This window comes from Sphingobacterium sp. UBA7625 (genome assembly GCF_002484085.1).
GTDB classification, from domain to species: domain Bacteria; phylum Bacteroidota; class Bacteroidia; order Sphingobacteriales; family Sphingobacteriaceae; genus Sphingobacterium; species Sphingobacterium athyrii.
This window is the reverse complement of the sequence record NZ_DLJD01000059.1, coordinates 56283-76693: the sequence shown is the minus strand read 5'-3', so window position 1 is coordinate 76693 and position 20411 is coordinate 56283. Positions and strand designations below refer to the sequence as shown.

At 44.1% G+C, this 20411-nt stretch carries 16 protein-coding genes; 6 read left to right on the top strand and 10 right to left on the bottom strand.

Annotated elements, in window-relative coordinates:
* Window positions 1-22: 22 nt before the first annotated feature.
* The 4 genes from B4G94_RS25615 to B4G94_RS25600 all read left to right on the top strand — a co-directional run bounded on the left by B4G94_RS25615 (window position 23) and on the right by B4G94_RS25600 (window position 7794).
* On the top strand, window positions 23-3091 hold the full coding sequence (locus B4G94_RS25615) for a SusC/RagA family TonB-linked outer membrane protein (protein WP_108635209.1): 3069 nt from the start codon (window positions 23-25) through the stop codon (window positions 3089-3091).
* Window positions 3092-3102: 11 nt separating this feature from the next.
* Window positions 3103-5121 (top strand): RagB/SusD family nutrient uptake outer membrane protein, encoded by a 2019-nt coding sequence (locus B4G94_RS25610; protein WP_286862964.1) that lies wholly within the window; start codon window positions 3103-3105, stop codon window positions 5119-5121.
* Window positions 5122-5201: 80 nt separating this feature from the next.
* Window positions 5202-6203: a DUF4973 domain-containing protein gene (locus tag B4G94_RS25605; protein ID WP_286862963.1), complete on the top strand. Its 1002-nt coding sequence runs from the start codon at window positions 5202-5204 to the stop codon at window positions 6201-6203.
* Between the two features lie 52 nt (window positions 6204-6255).
* Window positions 6256-7794, top strand: coding sequence for a family 43 glycosylhydrolase (locus B4G94_RS25600; RefSeq protein ID WP_286862962.1), 1539 nt, complete (start codon window positions 6256-6258; stop codon window positions 7792-7794).
* Window positions 7795-7916: 122 nt separating this feature from the next.
* Here the strand turns inward: B4G94_RS25600 and B4G94_RS25595 are convergent, their stop codons facing one another.
* Entirely contained in the window at window positions 7917-8681 is a 765-nt protein-coding gene (locus B4G94_RS25595; RefSeq protein WP_165305341.1) for a response regulator transcription factor, read from the bottom strand.
* A gap of 2 nt (window positions 8682-8683) precedes the next feature.
* Window positions 8684-11860 (bottom strand): ligand-binding sensor domain-containing protein, encoded by a 3177-nt coding sequence (locus B4G94_RS25590; RefSeq protein WP_286862961.1) that lies wholly within the window; start codon window positions 11858-11860, stop codon window positions 8684-8686.
* Window positions 11861-12096: 236 nt separating this feature from the next.
* Here B4G94_RS25590 and B4G94_RS25585 point away from each other — a divergent pair, with 236 nt between their 5' ends.
* Window positions 12097-13167: a glycoside hydrolase family 43 protein gene (locus B4G94_RS25585; protein ID WP_286862960.1), complete on the top strand. Its 1071-nt coding sequence runs from the start codon at window positions 12097-12099 to the stop codon at window positions 13165-13167.
* A gap of 255 nt (window positions 13168-13422) precedes the next feature.
* Window positions 13423-14088 carry a TetR/AcrR family transcriptional regulator gene (locus B4G94_RS25580; protein WP_286862959.1) on the top strand — a complete coding sequence of 222 codons (666 nt, stop codon included), beginning with the start codon at window positions 13423-13425 and terminating at the stop codon, window positions 14086-14088.
* A 71-nt stretch (window positions 14089-14159) separates the two neighbouring features.
* Here B4G94_RS25580 and B4G94_RS25575 read toward each other — a convergent pair whose 3' ends face one another.
* From B4G94_RS25575 to B4G94_RS25540, 8 genes are all read right to left on the bottom strand, one after another.
* A complete protein-coding gene (locus B4G94_RS25575; RefSeq protein WP_286862957.1) occupies window positions 14160-15473 on the bottom strand; it encodes an aminotransferase class I/II-fold pyridoxal phosphate-dependent enzyme in 1314 nt (437 codons plus the stop codon).
* A 257-nt stretch (window positions 15474-15730) separates the two neighbouring features.
* Complete coding sequence (locus B4G94_RS25570) at window positions 15731-15916, bottom strand: CsbD family protein (RefSeq protein WP_108635218.1); 186 nt, start codon at window positions 15914-15916, stop codon at window positions 15731-15733.
* Window positions 15917-16024: 108 nt separating this feature from the next.
* Window positions 16025-16195 (bottom strand): hypothetical protein, encoded by a 171-nt coding sequence (locus tag B4G94_RS25565; RefSeq protein WP_286862956.1) that lies wholly within the window; start codon window positions 16193-16195, stop codon window positions 16025-16027.
* Window positions 16185-16454, bottom strand: coding sequence for a hypothetical protein (locus B4G94_RS25560; RefSeq protein ID WP_286862954.1), 270 nt, complete (start codon window positions 16452-16454; stop codon window positions 16185-16187). Before B4G94_RS25560 ends, B4G94_RS25565 begins: the two co-directional genes overlap by 11 nt.
* A gap of 16 nt (window positions 16455-16470) precedes the next feature.
* Complete coding sequence (locus B4G94_RS25555) at window positions 16471-16959, bottom strand: DUF5675 family protein (RefSeq protein WP_286862953.1); 489 nt, start codon at window positions 16957-16959, stop codon at window positions 16471-16473.
* A complete protein-coding gene (locus B4G94_RS25550; protein ID WP_286862952.1) occupies window positions 16959-17588 on the bottom strand; it encodes a fibronectin type III domain-containing protein in 630 nt (209 codons plus the stop codon). Before B4G94_RS25550 ends, B4G94_RS25555 begins: the two co-directional genes overlap by 1 nt.
* 558 nt (window positions 17589-18146) lie before the next feature.
* Window positions 18147-18464, bottom strand: coding sequence for a hypothetical protein (locus B4G94_RS25545; RefSeq protein WP_286862951.1), 318 nt, complete (start codon window positions 18462-18464; stop codon window positions 18147-18149).
* A 265-nt stretch (window positions 18465-18729) separates the two neighbouring features.
* Entirely contained in the window at window positions 18730-20409 is a 1680-nt protein-coding gene (locus B4G94_RS25540) for a RagB/SusD family nutrient uptake outer membrane protein (protein ID WP_286862950.1), read from the bottom strand.
* Window positions 20410-20411 lie beyond the last annotated feature (2 nt).

Sequence of the window (20411 nt, the reverse complement as noted above, 5' to 3'; positions counted from 1 at the left end):
CATATTGACCAATAATAAACCGATGAAAAAAAGAATTCTAATTCTCCTACTGGCTTTGATGACCGTTACGCTCAACTATGCACAGAACGGTTCGCGTGTACCGGTAACAATTACAGGAAGTGTGATCAACAAGGCAAAGGAACCGCTGAGCGGGGTCACGGTAACCATAAAAGACCAACCGGGACTGGGAACAGCCTCTGACAACAAAGGAAACTATACGATTAAAGCATCAAAATACCAATGGCTGGTGTTTGCTATGCTCGGTTACGAAAAACAGGAAGTACTGATAAAAGACGATCTAAAAATAGACGTTATCCTAAAGGAGGCAGACCATAGAGCCATGGACGAGGTCATTATCACAGCGCTTGGACCACAAAAGAAAGCCACGGTAACGGGTGCTGTCACCACGGTTGATCTCTCCCAGCTAAAGACACCGACCTCAAGTATCACCAACGCCCTGGCGGGCAATGTTGCGGGTGTAATGGCTATGCAGTCCAGCGGTCAGCCCGGAAGCAACATGTCCGAATTTTGGATACGTGGTATTTCCACATTTGGCGCAGGCACTTCCGCACTCATCCTCGTCGACGGATTCGAACGTAGCCTGAATGAGATCAGTATTGAAGATATCGAATCATTTTCCATCCTTAAAGATGCCTCCACGACCGCTATCTATGGTTCACGGGGCGCCAACGGTGTTGTGTTGATCACGACAAAGAAAGGAAAAACAGATCGTGTGAGCATCAATGGCAAACATGAGACCTCCTACAATACACGAACATTTACGCCCCGGTATGTTGATGGACACACCTATGCAAGCCTCATGAACGAATCACGCATCACCCGCAACGAAGAACCCTTTTACACCCCCGAGGAGCTCTTTCTCATAAAAAATCGACTCGATCCCGATCTTTATCCCGACATCAACTGGATGGATATGTTTTTAAAGGACGGTGCCTTTACACAACGTAGCTCGCTCAACTTCGACGGCGGAGGCTCACTGGCTCGCTACTTTGTATCCGGAAGTTACATCAATGAAGGCGGGATGTACGAAACCGACGAGAACCTCAAGAATTATAATACCAATGCCAATTATAAAAGATGGAATTACCGCGCCAATATTGATATGAACCTCACCAAATCCACATTGTTGAGAGTGGGTATCAGCGGGTCGCTGGGCAAGCAAAATCTCCCCGGCGGCACCTATGATGAAATCTGGGCTTCGCTTATGGGCCAGAATCCGATTTCTATCCCCATTAAATATAGCGATGGCCGTGTTGCCTCCAGAGGAGGGGCCGAGAAGCAGAATCCATGGGTACTGATCACACAGCAGGGATATATCGAAAACTGGGAAAACAAACTGCAGACCAATGTCACATTGGAGCAAAACCTCGATGTGCTGACCAAAGGATTACGTTTTGTAGGACGTTTTGGATATGACATTAACAACAACAATAATATCCGCAGAATGAAATGGCCAGAAGGCTGGATGGCTGAACGGCTACGCAACTCAGATGGCGATCTTGTACTCAAGCGAACAATTACCGAGCAGCTGCTGACCCAGCGTTCCAATGCCACTGGTGACCGCTTTGAAACGATGCAAGGTGAACTGCATTACAACAAACGCATCAAAGACCATAGCCTAGGTGGAGTAATACAGTATACCCAGGAAAAGCGCGTCAATACCTCCAATTATGGTGAAGATATCATGCAAGGCATAGAACGCCGAAATCAGCGACTTGCAGGCCGGTTTACCTACGGTTATCAATCACGTTACTTCTTCGACTTCAATTTCGGATACAATGGGTCAGAGAATTTTGCCAAAGGCCATCAGTTTGATCTCTTTCCGGCAGTTTCCGCCGCGTGGAACATAGCGGAAGAAAAATTCATCAAAGAACAGCTTACCTGGATGAACATGTTCAAGATCAGATATTCCTTTGGTAAGGTAGGCAATGACGCCATGCCCGTACGCTTCCCGTATCTAGCTTCTTTCAGCACCGATGAAAATCTCGGCTACAATTGGGGCGATATCGAAAGCAAAAATCTCTACCCTGGACTCACTTATTCGCGTATAGCCTCCAACTCCATTACTTGGGAAATTGCCACCAAACACGACCTCGGGCTCGACTTTTCTTTTTTCAATGACAAATTTGGCGGACAGCTTGACTACTTTCATGAACAGCGCGACGGAATATACATGGAACGTAAATATATTCCTTTTGTGGTAGGCCTACAGGGGCAGGATCCCCGGGCCAACGTGGGATCTACCCTCTCCAAAGGCTTTGATGGACAGATGCGGTTTACCCAAAAAATCAATCAGCTCAGTTTAACTGCACGTGGCACAATGACGTACAGTAAAAACAAGATCCTGGAAGCCGATGATCAGTTTAGCAACTATCCCTACACCACCCTTTCGGGGTTTCGGGTTAATCAGAATAAAGGGCTTATTGCCTTGGGACTATTTAAAGACTATGAAGATATCCGTAGCAGCGCCACCCAAAGTTTTGGACGCACAGCACCCGGGGATATCAAATACAAGGATATTAATGGTGACGGTAAGATTGACGATACCGATATCGTACCGATCGGCGCTACACGTTACCCCAACCTGATCTATGGCTTTGGCATATCAGCAAATTACAAGTCTTTTGATGCGAGCGTGCATTTTCAAGGTGCCGGAAAATCTTCCTTCTTTATCAATGGTTACACGGTATACCCATTCAGTCAGGGGGACTGGGGAAATATTCTGACCGATGTGGTCGAATCCAACCGCTGGATACTCGGAGTCAACGAAGATGTAAATGCCCAATATCCAAGGCTCAGTTATGGGGGCAGCGCAAATAACTACCGCGCTTCAACCTATTGGCTTAGGGAGAGTTCGTACCTGCGGCTCAAAACCCTGGATATAGGCTATGCCATACCCAATGGATTCACAAAAAGAGTTGGCGTCAAATCGGCACGCCTATATGCCATGGGCACGAACTTGCTGACCTTCTCCAAATTTAAATTATGGGATCCCGAGATGAATAGCTCCAATGGCCAGGCCTACCCACTGGCCAAAACAATCACCCTCGGACTTACCATCAACCTCTAACGATAGCAATCATGAAGAAAATACACCTATTCACACCCCTACTGATCAGTGCCAGTGTATGCCTATCCATTAGCTCCTGCTCCAAATACCTGGATGTCGAACATTTTTTTGATGACCGACAAAGTGAAGAACGCATTTTTAAAAGCAAGGATTATACCGAGCAATGGCTAGGAAACTGTTACAACAAACTATTGGATTACAACCTCGAAATGGGCCACCGAAATTATACCATCTCCAATTACTCGGACGATATGTTCTATAATGAATCCGGAGGAGGCAACGGCGATGAGTACCGGCGATTTAAATTTGGGGAGTACGATTATACCTGGCAGCGCCAATCGTGGGCACAGTCCTATGGCGGAATCCGCCAGGCCTCAGTCATGATCCATAGCATGGCCGAAGGCGGAGCTTTCACGCCCAAACAGGTAGCAGATTACAAGGCGCAGGCACGCTTTATCCGCGCCTACCTTTATTGGCTGCTCCTACGCAAATATGGTCCAGTACCGATTATGCCGGACAAAGGTGTAGACTACGACGAAAGCTACGACAAACTTGCCTACCCGCGCAACACCTACGATGAAGTAGCCACCTTTATTGCCGAAGAAATGGCCCTGGCAGCGCAAGATCTACCTTTGAAACGTGACAACCGCAATATCGCCCGTCCGACCCGTGGAGCGGCATTGGCAACACGCGCCAAAGCATTATTATATGCTGCAAGCCCCCTTGCCAACGGTAACGCCGAGATGAGCGACTTTACTGACGATAAAGGCCGAATGCTGATTTCGGCACAATACAACGAAGAAAAATGGGCACGTGCAGCTGCTGCGACCAAAGATGTGATCGATTTAAATACCTACAAGCTATACACCGCCGATTTTAAAGTCAAAGGCACAGCAGACTATCCCGCCACCATCGCCCCTCCTCATCATCCTGAATACTCCGAAAAGAACTTTCCGGAGGGATGGGCGAATATCGACCCTTTCGAATCCTATCGTGCCGTATTTAACGGTGACCTATATGCTGCCGAAAATCCAGAAATGATCTTTACCAGAGGAGAAAATCAAACCGATGAGAACCATGGCATTATCGCACTGACCAGACACCAGATGCCGCAGGTGGGCGGTGGATATAACTGCCATGGCATTACCTTAAAACAGTGTGATGCCTATGCCATGAATGACGGAACAGTATTTAACAGGCAAGAAATCCGTCAGAAATATGGGGCAAATATGTTTGTTCAAAAGGCCGAACTTGATCAGTTCAAACCACTCATGGAAAACGCCTGGAAGGATTTTGCCCATCGTGAACCGCGATTTTACGCCTCAGTGGCTTTTAGTGGCGCACTGTGGACTATGTCTAGCGCTACCTCCAACCTGTCCAATGTCACCAACAAACAGATCTTTTACTATCGGGGCGAAAATGAGGGCATGATCAATGGTGACCGCTGGCTACCCACTGGAATTGGTATGATGAAATTTGTCAACCCAAAAGATAATGCTACGGGCAATGGCGGCAAGATATACCCCAAGGTGGAGATTGCCATACGCTATGCCGATCTGCTGCTCATGTATGCTGAAGCACTCAATGAGATCAACGGTTCTTATATGATCGCAAGCTGGGACGGCAAGACCACCCACCAGATCAGTAGAAATATAGATCAGATGAAAAACAGTATCGGTATGGTCCGTATACGGGCGGGCGTCCCCAATTATGAAACAACCATATATACCGACCGGACAGCATTACGCCGTAAAATAAAAAGTGAACGACAAATCGAATTGCTGGGCGAAAATCAGCGGTACTACGATTTGCGCAGATGGAAAGATGCTCCTGTAGACGAGGCGGAGCAGATCTACGGCTACAACGTGTATATGACCAAAGACAATGCAGATCTATTTTATACACCTGTGCGCGTACCGCAACTCCAGACAATATTTTCTAAAAAAATGTATTTCTGGCCCGTAGACTGGGATGAGCTCCGCAAAAATAGACGCATGACACAAGCGCCGGGATGGCCTTCTTTCGATTGATGCTACAATTTTGAGAAAATTAACAGAAAACACCGCAATACGTATTGCATTATCTTTTAAGCATTAGAAATAAACAACAGATGAAAAAGCTTCATATCTATATTTTAACAATGGCGTTGGCCCTGTTTCAAACTGGATGTAATGATGAGTGGGAAGAAGAACTCTATACACAAATGGTATCTTTTAAAGCACCGATCGGAAGTGAGGGTGTGTCCGAGGTCTATCTGCGCTATAACAAGACCGGCGAAGTCACCTATAAATTGCCAATTATTCTCAGCGGCTCCAGGGAAAACGACAAAGACATCTACGTCAAGGTGGATGTGGATAGTGATACCCTGGCAACTTTTAATCAGGAAAAATATCAATACCGTAAAGATTTGTATTTTAAACAGCTTCCCAGGCAGTTTTTTGCGCTGCCCAATGAAAGCTGTCTGATTCCGAAAGGAGCACATACTGAAAATTATCCGATCAGATTTAAGTTTGACAACCTTGATCTGGTCGAGCGCTATGTGCTTCCGTTGTCGATTCAGGAAGACCCTACCTATGTGACCAATAATCGCAAGGGATGGCGCAAGGCCTTACTTTACGTCAAACCGTTTAATAATTATTCGGGCAATTATTCAGCCACATCGATGAATGTATATGCCGACGGGCAGACTAAAAACCCACTTGTATCCAGCGTGCGGACATCCTGGGTGGTAGACGAAAAAGCGGTGTTTTTTTATGCCGGCGTTTTGGAAGAGAAGTCAGAAGACCGGGGGCGTTACAAGATCATCATGGAATTTATGGAACCTTCGGAGGATGTTAACGGAATAAAATCAGGCACATTACATGTATACGCTGCTGACAAGTCCATCAACTTTGAGATGCTTGGGCAGCCGACCTATCAGCTACGGGAGATCGCAGACGCCACCAAAAAATATTTGGTCAAACAATATTGCACGGTCTATCTAAAATACAAATATGACGATATCACCACCATGCCCGGTGTACCCATACGCTACCGTGCCGAAGGAAGCATGACCATGGAGCGCTCCCGCAATACCCTAATTCCCGATGAAGACCAGGCAATACAATGGTAACATGAGATTTGAGGCTCAGCAATAACAAAAAATTAATCAAACAACTACATCCATGAAAAGAATGACAGTGACCTTTTACTTTATGATGAGCAGCATGTTATGGGTATCTGCTTGTCAAAAGACCAAACACGTAAGCGATTTCGATCCCATCCCGCAAAGTAGTGAGGAGCCGATAGACCATTCTACGGACGATACCGTAGTTGTGGACAGCACCTTCTCCAATCCGCTGCTGTCTGGTGGTCCTGATCCCTGGGTAATACAAAAAGACGATACTTATTATTATACCTATACCCAGGGCAGCAAGCTTGTGATCCTCGAAACCAAGAGCATGTCCGAACTCGCTTCCGCTCGTAGATATGAAGTCTACATACCTCCGGCAGATCAGCCCTTTTCAAAGAATTTATGGGCGCCGGAACTGCATGAAATAAATGGCAAATGGTACTTCTATTTTGCTGCAGATAATGGCAGTAATGCTAACCACAGGATGTATGTACTTGAAAATTCTTCTGCTACCCCCGTAGAGGGCAACTGGGAGATGAAAGGCAAAATTTCTGACAGTACAAATGAATGGGCCATTGACGGTACCATTTTTCGGCACGGCGCAAAAATGTATATGATCTGGTCAGGAGGCGATGCCGGCGCTCCACCCCAAAATATCTATATTGCTCCCATGAGCAATCCATGGACCATCTCCGGACCAAAGGTCATGATTACCTCCCCGACCTATTCCTGGGAGAAAAACGGAAATCCGATCAACGAAGGCCCTCAGGTTTTGATCAATCCCCAGGGTAAAGTCTACATCGTTTATTCTGGCAGCGGCTACTGGTCTGACGGTTATTGCCTCGGCCTGCTCTCTTTAAAAGAAGGCGGAGATCCACTACAGGCAACAGATTGGACCAAACGCAACCATCCCGTATTTTCCATGAGACCCGAAAGTAGCATTTATGGTCCCGGTCACAACGGATTTTTTAAATCTCCTGACGGAAAGGAAGACTGGATGATTTATCACGCACGCAGTGTGGCCAACGATGGCAATGCCATACGTCGTCCCTATATTCAGCAATTTTCGTGGCATGTAGATGGATCACCCAATTTTGGACTACCATCCAATGCTGCACTCAAACAAAGGCGTCCATCGGGAGAAAAATGGCGAAAAATCTATAACAAGAGCGGTTGGACTGTCGCTGGTTTTAGTTCCGAGGAGCCGAATAATAACCGATTGGCTGCCGCAGTGATCGATGACAATGTCAATTCCATCTGGATAACACGCTATTCAGTCAATCCCACGCAGTATCCCGACCATTACATAACCATCGACATCGGATCCGTTCAATCGGTAGACGGTTTTGTGATCCATCAGAAAGACGGCGACAGAAAGATCAGGGAACTGGAGATCCATGTCGGCAACGACAATCAAAACTGGGAAAATCTGGGCACCTTTTCGTTGAGTGATGTCAATCTCCTAAGACAGTTTATCGACCTGAGGCAAACCAAGCAATTCCGGTATTTTAAACTCGTACCCAAATCAGGTTACGACAACCAACAACAGCCCGGGCTGGCTGAAGTGGGTATATTCCGCAATAGTGGCTAGCTTGCATGTAGCGATCACCATTTTAAAAATAGCCTGATCATATATATCGGTTAATTTCGTAAAGGCATAAGCAGGGTTGCCGGCTTATGCCTATTTTTTTACGCTCAAATCAGCCCGTCAATTTAGGCCTTGGGCATTGATTTAAGATAAGTCGACGGAGATACCTTATAATATTTGTGGAAGTTTTTATTAAAAATACTTTGTGAACTATAGCCTACCATCGTAGCGATCTGCTGTAGGCTAAATTCATTTTGAGCCATTAACTCGGTCGCTTTCTTTAAGCGTATTTTATCGACAAGCTCCTTGGGCGAAAGCGCGGAGAGCTGCTTTATTTTGCGATAAAATGTTGGTCGACTCATTAACATATGTTCAGCAAGCTGATCTATGCCAAGTTCGGGATATTTAAAGTTTTTTTTGATATAAGCATCCAGTTTTTGTAAAAACTCGGCATCCAGTTTTGAGGGCGCCAGCATACGTACATCTTCAAAAGGTGCATGCGCAAAGTGTGTTTTTATATTCACCCTGTTTTTTAGCAGATTGTCCACCTGCAACAGTAAAAGTTCCAAAGGAAAAGGTTTTTGTACGTAAGCATCGGCGCCGACTTCAAGTCCTTCAATATGTGCGGCATAGCTGTTTTTGGAGGTAAGCAATAGTACCGGTATATGGCAATAGTTCAGATTAGATTTGATGAATTTACAGAGTTCAAAACCATCGATTCCGGGCATCATAATATCCGAGATCACCAGATCTATAATTTCATTATCCAGGATCTGTTTTGCACTTTCACCATTTTCGGCGGTGTGTGTATGGTAATTTTCGTCCAATTCTTCGGACAGGAACTCTAGAATTTCAAGATTGTCGTCTATAATAAGTATGTGTTGTCTCATAATCAATTTATTTTTTTCCAACTGCTGAGTTCAAACTCCCTATCCTGCCGTAGTGGCAGAACCAATTCAAATACTACGATCTTACCCCCGTTTTCGACAAGCAGTAGTGTACCGTTATGCAGCTCGCTGAGTGACTTTGCGAGCGAAAGGCCGATCCCGGTTCCAAAACCAGAGCTGTTGTCGATCCTAAAAAAAGGCTCAAAAATCTTTTTTGCAAATTTTTCAGGAATGGGCCGGCTATCATTTTCAACCCGGACGCTAAATCTATTGTTTTCCGTATCAGGATCTGCCAGCTTCACATCCACGTATGTGAGGCCATATTTTATAGCGTTTGAGAGCAGATTGCTCAATATTTTGATCGTAGCTTCCCGGTCGACAAAGGCGATGACATCATCCTTGGGGTATGTACAGCTCAATAGGATATTTTTTTGGTCCGCCATCTGTTCAAAGGAGGAGACCAATTCCTTTAATAAGTCAACTATATTCGTTTTTACAAAGTTGAGCCCAAACTGATGTAATTCTGTTTTTCGAAAATCCAAAAGTTCTGCTGTCAGTTCGGTCAGTCTTAATGCATTTTTCTCCACCTGGAATAAGTTTTTTCTGACTGTATCACTATCAGTGAACTTTCGTAGCATGCGCTGTACGCGTCCCAGGATCAGCGTCAACGGGGTTTGTATTTCATGGGTAATATGCGTAAAAAACTCTATTTTAGCAGCGTAGATTTCTCGTTCCTTTTCACGCTCAAAGCGCATGAGCTTTACTGCGTTTTTTCGAAGTGTCCATCGATGGTAATAAAAACAGATCAGCGCCAGAAACAAAAGAACCAATAACGTATATAGGCAATAGGCGGAAAATGTTCTCCAGAATGGCGGGTTTATGATAATGACAAGCCTGCGTTCAATACTTGACCAGCTCCCTGTATTGCTTTTGGCCCTAACAGTGAAAATATATTCTCCGGGCTGGATATCAGTAAAGTAAGCCTTTCTATTGCTAGCAAGAATTGTTCGTTTCTGGGCCAATCCTTCCAGTATATATTCATATCTGGTGACCTCTGGAGATGCATAATTGAGCGCGGCAAATTCGATACTAAAATTATTTTGGTTATAATCTAAACAGATACTGTCGAGGTAAACTACAGCGCGTTTAATCGGGCTGTTATCTACTCGGGGATGGACCGCTTTATTGTCTATCTCAATGCCTGTAATAAATAAAGGCGGGGGCGGTCCTGTTTTTAAAAAATCTTTGGGGTCAAAGGCGATCATCCCTTTTACTGATCCAAAGTACAAGATGCCCGTGCGGTCTTTGTAGGCCGAACTAAAATTAAACTGATCGGTGATCAATCCATTGGCTTGCTGATAATTTTTAAAAGTTCCGGTTTTGATATCCAGGCACAAAAGCCCCTTCAAGGAACTTATCCAAAGGTGCTGAAAATCATCTTCGAGCAAACTAAAATACACATTGGTTGGAAATCCCGTAGATGTATCATATCTTTTTGTTGTTGTTCGATCTTGGGCTAAACGGATCAGGCCGCCCCCTTCTGTGGCAAACCAGATTGCCCCCTGGCTATCTTCATGGATACCGTATACCGGAAATTCGGTGATGCGACCTGTTTTAACCGAGCTCCCGAATCGAATATTTCCCTGTACGCCTGACTTTGGGTGATAGTAATAGACACCATTCGACATAGTGCCCACCCAGATATACCCTTTTCTATCCTCGCGGATGGTCAGCACATAAGGCCGATCAGGAATATAGTTGATACGATCAAAAGTTTTTCTCTTGAGGTCATAGCTGAACAGTCCGGCATTTTCGTCATAAGCCGTACCGACTAATATCGTGCTATCACTTGTCTGAAAGACACTCAGAACAAAGTCGTTACCAGATTCGGCGGGTTGGCCGACAGACCTGTGCTGCTGAGCAATTAGCCCATTTCGGATATCCATAATTTCCAAGCCCCGATGAAAAGGACCTACAAGAAGGTGATCTCCGGCAGCGAGCAGACCATGGATATTGGGATAGGACAGCGCTTGTTTACCGGTCATTGGATAGCGCATAAAAAGTTGCCTCTGGGTATCATACTTATTGAGACCTGCATCTTCAGTTCCGATCCATAGATTACCCCGGTGGTCAGGAACAATCTCACGAACAGCATATCCGGATATCGAGTTTTGTCCTGCAATGGGGTAGAATTTCCTGAAACGCGCATTTTCAAGGGAGCAATAGTTGAGTCCACCAAAGAATGTGGCCAGCCAGAGCCCGCCACTTTTATCTTTGCAAATTTTATAAACTGCATTATCCGTCAGGGCATAAGGGTCATCGGCACGCTTGGCAAGATGCCGACAGCTTTTGGTATCGGGATTATAGATATACACGCCCGATTCGGTTGCGATCCAATATTCTCCATTATTTCCCTTACAGATATCCCTAACAAATAGATCGCTGTCGTCCTTTCCGTTAAGTGAAATTTTCGTTGTCGTTCGTTTATCCAGATCATAGTGTTTGAGTCCAGCCCCAAAGCAACCAATGAGCACGCCGGAATCATCAAGCGGAAAAATAGCGCTTATGGTGTTGATATTCGACTGCTTGATCGCGTTCACCGTTTTCATGGTTTTTAGAGGTGTCCCTTGAGAATCGAAAATATGCATTTCTCCCTGTTTATTTCCCGTCCACAGATTTTTAGCACTATCCAGAAATAAGGCGGTAGTCTGCATCTGATAGTTTGTGACCTTTCTTTTTTTTATGCTATATCGCCATAGCGAGGAATTGGCAATAAACCAGAGTTCATCACCATTGGCAATCACCTGTTCGATATACACCCGGGGGATCAGCTCAACTGGCGAGATCAGGTCACGAACGGTATCGTAATGGTACATCCCTTTTCCTGTACCGACCCATAGTATCCCGGACTTCCCTTCTGTCAAGGTATTGATTACGTTATTGCCGATGTTATTAAAAGGATCATTTTTATTCTCACAAAGCTTAAAATTATAGCCATCAAATCTGCATAGGCCAGCACGTGTGCCTACCCACATAAAGCCTTTGCTATCCTGTAAGATCGAGCGAACAGCATGGTGAGGAAGTCCATCCTGTGTCTGATAGTGCTTGAAATAATATTGACCATGGCAAACTACTACGCTAAACTGCAGGATCAGCCAAACTAAAAAAATAGGATAAGACATAATCTGTGTTGGCAATCGGTTCTTTCAAATATAATCAAATGTACCAAAAAATGCCAAGAGGACATGTGAGGGCATTTCCGACAGCCATAGTCTATTGAGACAAAAAAAAGGCACAGCGCGATCTAAATCAGGAATATATTGTCTAAAGTGGTGTATTTTGAGACAAAAAGACAAAAGATTGAGCTAAAAAGGAATAAAATTTTCACTTCTTTTGGAGTATTTAACATCCATTATACATGATAAAGAGAATACCCTCCGCCTTATTGTTATTCACCTTACTAATGTCCTTTGTCTTAAAGGGACAAGTTTTGATAAAGAATCCTTTACCCATAGCTTTCGGTGATCCTTTTGTATTGACAGATTCCGATGGAACATATTATATGTACGGTACCGGCGGGGATGTGGTCAAAGGCTTCGGAGCCTATTCATCCACCAACCTGCACGACTGGACTTTTGAAGGTCAGGTTTATCATCACGACAATAAAAATGGCTGGGGATCAGATGCCTTTTGGGCTCCTGAGGTTTACCAAAGGGACGGACGCTACTATATGCTGTATAGTGCTCAATGGAAAGATAATCCGAACCAAGAACTGGAGAATTTCAGGATCGGTGTTGCGGTATCGGATAAGCCCACCGGGCCATTTATTGACCTCTATGACCGGCCCATTTTTGACCCCGGCTATCCAATTATTGATGCCAATCTATGGTTTGAGGATGGCCGTGTCTACCTCTATTATTCAAGATGCTGCTACAAACACCCGGTACAAAGTGAGGTGGCCACCTGGGCAAAAAATAAAGGCTGGTATGATGAGGTTGAAGAAAGCTGGGTATATGGAGTAGAAGTTAAATCTGATTTTTCGGGTATCATTGGCGAGCCTAAATTACTTTTGCGTCCGCCACTGACAAAGGGTGTTTCGGACGATTGGGAGAGCAGGTCTGTCACCAGCAGGGAAGTAAATCGGAGATGGACAGAAGGTTCTTATCTCTTTAAAGAAGGCCATACCTATTATATGATGTATTCGGCGAATAATTTTGATGGTAAGAATTATGCGATCGGTTATGCGACCTCGGACAGTCCTTTAGGTCCTTTTGAAAAATTCGAAAATAATCCCATTTTACAAAAAAATGGCTCCGTGACGGGGACAGGTCACAATAGTATTGCCTATTCGCGGGATGGCAAGTATCGTTATTGCGTTTACCATGGCCGAACGGAAGCGACCGGGCATCAACGGTTGGTATTTATAGACCTTATGGAGATCGATGCCGATGGTAAACTTATCGTACATGGCCCGACATTAAAAAATTGAGATAGCATATTATCATTACAATCCGTTCAGCCAGCTATTCACCTTGTCCCGAGTTTAACCAATGCATGTAGCCGTATTGAGGGCAGGTCGCAAGAAATTCCATCAATAATTTCTGCAGCTTTTTAAAAAGCATATCAATTTTTTATAACCAAAAATTTAAATAATTTACAACTCTTTAGCTAATTAACTGGACGCTAAGTTGATTTTTTATATATTTGATATTGATCTTTAAATCTTTCGGTTTCAAGCAATATTATGACCAATAAACAACAGTCAAGAAAAAAATATCAGGGCGAGAAAAATAATAAAGAACGGACCATGGGGAAGTTAATTACTTCCGTTGGCAAAGTACTTGAAGAAAAAGGTTATTCAGGACTTACGATAGCTAATATTTCAAAGGTGGCCGGTGTCGACCGCAAGCTCATCGGTCTATACTTCGGGACGCTCGACAACTTGGTAGAAACTTATATCAAGGGCAAAGACTATTGGCTTTCAGCAACGATGAACGCTGTTGGATATTTTGGAAATGCACCCGAGGTTGGATCAAGGGGTTTTTTAGAATCTTTATTATTAAATCAACTGGATGATTTTCTTATCAATACAGAAATGCAAAAGATTTTGGCCTGGCAGATCTGCGAGGAATCTGTGCTAATGTCTGAGATTTCGCAGGAACGGGAAAAGATGAGTGCTCTTTTCTTTGCCTTTGCAGATAAAGAGCTTCAAGGTAAGGATCTCGACCTCAGAGCTGTTGTTACTATTCTGGTTGCAGGCATCTATTATATTGTTCTCCACTCGGCACATACAAAAAGTACCGTCTGCGAGATCGATATCTCCACCCCCGAAGGGCTGAATAGGATCAAAGCTTCGATCAAGAACATTTTAGGGTGGGCCTATAACTCGGTCGAAGAGCCTGCCGGATAAGCAAAGCGTATATGCTCAGCATAATTCCAAAAATTCAGAAGAGGACATAGCAGAAAATGGTATTGTATATGCTATTCTTTTTCAGTGCTATATTCGCTAATGAATTCGCCGGCTGCACGATCCTCCAGACGGGCGACGACCTTGAATGCGCTATAAATCTGATCGACTGAATATTGATGCTCTTCTAAAGTTTCAAAAAATACTTCATTCAACGTTTTTATCATTCTTTCAATCTGGTCGTAGGATTGCAGTGTTGTCATTGTAAATCTTATGCCTGAATGGTTTTTGGATACAGCGGGAAATACGCCGATGTTCAACAAAAATCCGCGCTTGATCATTCTTTCCATGATACTATATGCCAGTTCGGCCCTTGATGTACCAACGAAGAATATCCCCGAATCAAAATTCGAAATTAATGGCAAAGAGGTTGCTTTAAATAATGAGTTTGCATATTTTATCCTATTAGCCAGTTCAGTTTGCAGCACATAAATTTCGTCCGTTAAATGGATCTTTGCAGCGGCAACTGCAGCACCTAAGGTCGCTGGCTGCAAAGGACCGGAGGAATTGAACGGAGCCCCGCAGGCGCGCACTTTTCTGGCGATTTCCTTATTCGGAAAAACCAAAACACCACCGCCTGTAGCAAAGGCTTTGGCCATCGATGAGGCTACAATCATACGCTCGTGTATAGTATGGTTACTAAGTATATATCCTTTTCCGTTTTTGCCCAATATACTCATGCTGTGTGCATCGTCGATATAGGTATGAAATGTGGGAAAGGAGTCCAACAAATTAAAGATCTCATCTGCAGGACAGCGGTCCCCGAACATGGAATACACCCCATCGGCAAAATACCAAACCCTTTTATACGTTTTTTGAAGTGTTTCGATGCGTTCCTTCAGCACATCTAAGCGGTTATGCCGGAGGACTTCAAAGTGAATCGGCCAATTTGCCCTAAATACGTTTATGCCGCTTAACACGGAATTATGCAGTTGCTGATCAGCGATAACAGCATCCTCCGGATCCAGAATCACAGGTATGGCAGCCAAGTGTGCGAGTGTTGTCGTAGGGGCAACAATTGTAGGAGCTTCAAAAATCCTGTTCATCAACTCTTCCAATTCCCGGTATAAATCGATGGATACGTATGCTCTCGATTCGGAAAACTGTACGCCATATTTTTCTACCGCTGCTATCGCAGCACTTTTTAGACGTTCATCGTGTTCCAGTCCAAGATAGCTACAAGAGGTAAAGTTTACTAACTCGGAATCATTGATGCGGATAAGGTTGTCGGTTGTCAGATTACCTTCCTGGGTTAAATGAAGTATACCTCTTCTAACGCCTTCAGAAATGATCTGGTCAATAGCGCTCATAAAATTATGATGGTTCATACCTTTGGATTTTGTATTTAAGTTATTTATTAAAGTTATCAAATTTCTCTTAAATAGCAGAGCGGTTTCTCGTTATTTGATAAAGATATTATGTGAACATCAACATTCTATTGCCGGCGATACAGAATTACTGCGCTGAATTAAGTTTTTGTAGATAACAGCAACATCGAACCGTTTTACCTCTCCAGGTTTATTTCAAAAAAAACGGATAACATTCCTGCTATCCGTTTTTCCTTATCACAAAAAAACACTTGTTTCTACAAACCGTTCAACCAATTATTCACCTCATCCTGTGTCTTTCCAGTCTTTTTTTGCAGCTTACCGACCAACTCATCTTCTTTGCCTTCTGCATACAGTAAATCATCATCCGTAAGATCTGCATACTGCTGTTTTACTTTGCCTTTGATTTCATTCCAACGGCCTTTCCAAGTTAATTCGCTCATAAATATTTTCCTTTCGTTGTTTATGAATAGAACAGCCTGAAACCAGAATCGTTTAAAAGAAATTGTTATAAAATGTTAAATTAGATAAGCAGCGCATTTGCAGTCATTTTATTGTTTACGCTTACATATCCGGTTTAAAATACGGCTTAACGAGAAACTCACAAGCGTTCCGACCAATGCCGTCAGTGCGCCGTTAATCAGGTCGCCTACTGAAAAAGAAACCCAGATACCACAGAGTGTACCACCGATTGCCGATAGTCGCATATCACTAAGTTTCATTGATCGCTCCTTTCTCTGTCGGGTTCATCCTTTGCCTATCTTGCGCCTGTTCCCCTCTCCTCCCCTTCTTATCTTCCGAGCCTGTTTCATCCGTCTCCCCTTCACTTATCATCTGATCATCTTCGTTTATGACCGATTCGATGATTCCCAGCCCCAGCGCAAGATACCGGACGATATTTAATGCCTTTCCGGGCAGCTTTATCGGTGCTGCGAGTACTAGTCCCAGCACCTTTCCTATTTTATTGACTATTTTTTTCATCTGTATAAATTATTTATTAGTTCATTTTCCAGGCATTAGTCATGTTCCCTCCCGTCAGCCTATTTTCGATAGACAGGATGACCTTACCACTTTTTACATGGTCGATCAACACTTGATATAAATTCAGGTAAGCCTCCTGTGATTTATATACTTCATAGTCTTCGCGGTTCTTGTCTCTATGGAAGTAAGTCCCCACCAGCAGGCAGCCCATAGTATCCGCATGCGTATTGCCAATATGGATATAGATATTGCTGAAAGCTGGGACATCCCGTATCTCGATCATCCCCTGATGCATATCCGGAAAACGCTTTTTATAAGCGGTATTCATCCCGCCCCAATAGTTAACGCCCAGCCGATACCTCCCGGCCGGAATACAGGTTTGTCCTTTGATTTTATGATCACGGATTCTGTCTTCGAGGACATAACATTGAAACAGGCCATCTATATACAATTCAGACAGGGTACTATTTTTCCCCTGTCTGACTCTTTTGAGCAGCATATTCATTAGCGCACCAGGATATTGGCGGAATCACTCCAGTCACCTACCCCTTGGGTATTGATCGCGCGCACCTGCACTTCGTAGAATTTGCCCACTTCCAATGGAGCGATAATATTGCTCCGGGACGAAGTCGTCGTAAACCGATCCCCCCATTCGACCGGAATATCCGTTCGTATGCGATAGCGATATTCGTAGATGGTCGCTATCTTTTGGGGCGCAAAATCCAGCTTCACCTGTCCGGACTGCCGTCCGTCCGAGAGCCGCACATTATCCACTTTGAGGGGCACCTGATTGGCAAAGGAGGTGCTATTGGTCGGGAATCCCGAACTCAGTAAGGTAGAGAGATGGCCTTGGGCCACCGAATTGACGTAGTACCCCAGCTGCTGCATCACCACAATAAGCGGGCTGCGGCTCTCATCTTTGAGGGCGGTATCTTCGGGCGAACCACGCTTGCGTGCAATGGCCAGCTTGGCCGTGAAATCCTCTAACAAGATCTGTATATCCGCCAGTGCGGGCGTCGGTGCTGGGTACTTGGCGTTGCCGGTCATTGCACCGATAATTGTATTGCAGCTGATGACCAGTTCATCATCTTTCATTTTTCCAAACCCGATCAAGGCTTTCATTTTTGTTGCCATATTTGTTCTATTTATTGACCTGCAAATGCTATTTAGCAGAGTCAGTTAAAAATCTGTTTGTTAACGGTTAAATATTCCTCGCGAGATCATTTAATGACACAAACATAGTATGGGAACGGACCGAAAATGAAGTTTTGACCTAGATTGAGCTTAATTGAGCCCATTTGAGCCAACCTGATCGGAAAGACATCAGAAAGTGATGATTTTGCGGGGTGATTGCTCAGCTTCGCACAGTAAAATAGTGATTCCGTCACTAGGAATATTCGCATAATTCAGTGACTGATCCGAGCAGACCAGTGAAAAGTCCATTTGGCCAGGTGGGGAAATGAAACAGACCAGTGTTTGTTCAAACTTTCCGGGTGACTAAACGACAAATTCCCCCGACTGCACCAACCAGTCCGGGGAATTTTTCATTCGGCCGAGCGACTTTCCGTTTCCGTCATAGAAAAAAAACAAACAGTCAACGGTCTGTTTCACACTTTTAGTCGGGAAGATCACAAAGTCACCGCGCGAAGTCACCGATCCTTAGCGCGAAATCCAATTGCTGCCGTCCTGAAATTATATTTTCCCTTTGAGTCTGCTCCTTTCAAGGGCTTCGGTCAGATCTTCTTCAAAGTAGCGATCGTCCCCGGTCAGGGTCATCGGATTGAGCAATCCCTCCTGCACACGGCGCTTGTAAGTCGAGACGCTGATACCAAGGTATGTCGTCACTTCGGTATGTGTCCAGAGTTTACGCTCGCGCAGTGGCTTTTGTTCTACTTTCTTTACTTTAAGGATGAGGATCAGGGTCGCCAGCAGGCGGTATATCGCCCCTAAAATTTCAATCAATTTTTCTATACGATCTATTAATGTATGTAAGAATATACTTAGGTTCATGGTCTATGGGTTTAAGACCATCGACGTACAGGTAGGGTTATTTCTATCGACAAAGAAAAATCAGCTCTTTTTCACGGTCTGCCAAGCCCTGCGAAATAAAGGAAAATACCCACGGATGGTAAAGGTTTATAATTACCTTAAATTACGAATTTTTCAGCTGAAACTATGAATTATTGATCACCTAAAGGGGGGAGAATGTCAGCTATATAGAAGGAAATAATGTATATATGGGACATTTCCTACAAGAAATATCCCATATTTTATATTAGTAGCCCGGATTTTGTGCCAGATTGCTATTTCCTGCAATGGCTTTATTGGGTACCGGAAAACGGTTTAGATGTTGTGAATTACTGGGATTATGGTCCCACCATGGTTCTGTAATAAATGCATTCCAACGGATCAGGTCGGTGCGGCGACGTCCTTCACCAAGAAATTCTATACTCCATTCATCCAAGATACGATATTTATCTATCGTTGCCGCAGTCACTGGATTTGGGTCCGTGTCATTTATAAAATTACGTTTTCGGACAATATTGAACAGCTCCGCTGCCCGCTGCTTGTCTCCTAGCCTATAGTTGCATTCTGCTAGGATATAGTAAATTTCCGCCAGGCGAATAGCTGGAAGATCTGCCCCCCATCGCAATTCATTATTGGCAAGATTGGGTATTGGTACTTTCACAAGACGTATTCCTGTATTCTCTTCCCCTTCGGACATTTTAGACGGAAGCTTATCAATAGCGCTGTACTTTTTCCCTGGTCCAACATCCGAAAAGCGGGCTACCTGGTCTACAAAATTCAATGGCAGCCCCTTATATTCTTCACCCCCAACAATGGTCTTGCCATCAGGCGTCTTATGTGGACCAACGATAAACATACCCTCATACTGATCCGCACTGTGATAAATATAGGGTGCTTTGCGCAGATCATCCTTGTCAAATGTTTCATACGGAGAGCCTAATTTAAAATTGCTATATAATGAACCATCGGGTTTTCGCGATGGCGTCAGATGCGTACCGTTATTTCCGCCCATATCCTGATCAAAAAATTGCCGCGAGTTATAATGATAAAAATCGCCATAAAACCAGTTGTATTCCAATTTTTTAAATTCAGAGGGCATGGACCATATAATTTCTGGTGATAAATTGTTCTTAAAACCGTGAACTCCATTCCATTTGCTATCCAAAGAATAATCACCATATACCTTGTCTACGATATCTTGAGCAATTTTTCGGCTTTGCTCATACATTGACTTCCCGATATAAGACTCCGCATTAAAGTAAAGCTGGGCCAGCATGGCAGCTGCGGCAGCTTTTCGGATAGCGCCCTCTTCCTTATCGTCCCCCTTTTTTGCGGGGAGGTTTTCGATTGCTGCCTTCAACAGCTTTTCGATGTGGTCAAACAGTTCCTGATCCGAGTTCCGAGGTAAAGACTCCTGGTCGAGAGAATCAAATATGGGCATTCCACCAAAATAGTCAAGGCCACGCAAATAAAAATAGGCTATCAAGACATCAAGTTGCGCCAGATCTGCAGATTTACGTTCTTCTGTCAAAGCAAATTTGGTATAATCCAATTTGCTGAGATCGCTTTTTGTATCAAGTGCCAAAGCCACTCCCATTAATGTACCGCGCCAGGTTTCCCAGATCCAATTGTCGTCCGGTGTCCAGCGATGATAATGAAAACGTTCATTTTCTCCACCATTGTACCAATGTCGGCCTTTGGTCGTTATGGCAAAGTTGTCTGCGGTATATTCCTGCAGCCGCCAGCGGTCTTCGCCCAGGTACCATTTAGCATGCGTAAAAGGCCTGAATAGAGCTGCTTTAATATCTTTTTCACTTTTAAAGAAGGTATCCGGTGTGACCGAACTATAAAATTCCTGATCTAATTTGGTACAGCCTGACACCAATAGCGCCAGCGATAATGCTGCTATAGAAATGTATTTTTTCATTT

Coding starts and splice junctions, on each gene's coding strand:
- B4G94_RS25545 (WP_286862951.1), bottom strand. CDS start 18,464: ATGAACCTAAGTATATTCTTACATACATTAATAGATCGTATAGAAAAA.
- B4G94_RS25550 (WP_286862952.1), bottom strand. CDS start 17,588: ATGGCAACAAAAATGAAAGCCTTGATCGGGTTTGGAAAAATGAAAGAT.
- B4G94_RS25615 (WP_108635209.1), top strand. CDS start 23: ATGAAAAAAAGAATTCTAATTCTCCTACTGGCTTTGATGACCGTTACG.
- B4G94_RS25600 (WP_286862962.1), top strand. CDS start 6,256: ATGAAAAGAATGACAGTGACCTTTTACTTTATGATGAGCAGCATGTTA.
- B4G94_RS25565 (WP_286862956.1), bottom strand. CDS start 16,195: ATGAAACTTAGTGATATGCGACTATCGGCAATCGGTGGTACACTCTGT.
- B4G94_RS25595 (WP_165305341.1), bottom strand. CDS start 8,681: ATGAGACAACACATACTTATTATAGACGACAATCTTGAAATTCTAGAG.
- B4G94_RS25560 (WP_286862954.1), bottom strand. CDS start 16,454: ATGAAAAAAATAGTCAATAAAATAGGAAAGGTGCTGGGACTAGTACTC.
- B4G94_RS25570 (WP_108635218.1), bottom strand. CDS start 15,916: ATGAGCGAATTAACTTGGAAAGGCCGTTGGAATGAAATCAAAGGCAAA.
- B4G94_RS25555 (WP_286862953.1), bottom strand. CDS start 16,959: ATGAATATGCTGCTCAAAAGAGTCAGACAGGGGAAAAATAGTACCCTG.
- B4G94_RS25575 (WP_286862957.1), bottom strand. CDS start 15,473: ATGAACCATCATAATTTTATGAGCGCTATTGACCAGATCATTTCTGAA.
- B4G94_RS25580 (WP_286862959.1), top strand. CDS start 13,423: ATGACCAATAAACAACAGTCAAGAAAAAAATATCAGGGCGAGAAAAAT.
- B4G94_RS25585 (WP_286862960.1), top strand. CDS start 12,097: ATGATAAAGAGAATACCCTCCGCCTTATTGTTATTCACCTTACTAATG.
- B4G94_RS25610 (WP_286862964.1), top strand. CDS start 3,103: ATGAAGAAAATACACCTATTCACACCCCTACTGATCAGTGCCAGTGTA.
- B4G94_RS25540 (WP_286862950.1), bottom strand. CDS start 20,409: ATGAAAAAATACATTTCTATAGCAGCATTATCGCTGGCGCTATTGGTG.
- B4G94_RS25605 (WP_286862963.1), top strand. CDS start 5,202: ATGAAAAAGCTTCATATCTATATTTTAACAATGGCGTTGGCCCTGTTT.
- B4G94_RS25590 (WP_286862961.1), bottom strand. CDS start 11,860: ATGTCTTATCCTATTTTTTTAGTTTGGCTGATCCTGCAGTTTAGCGTA.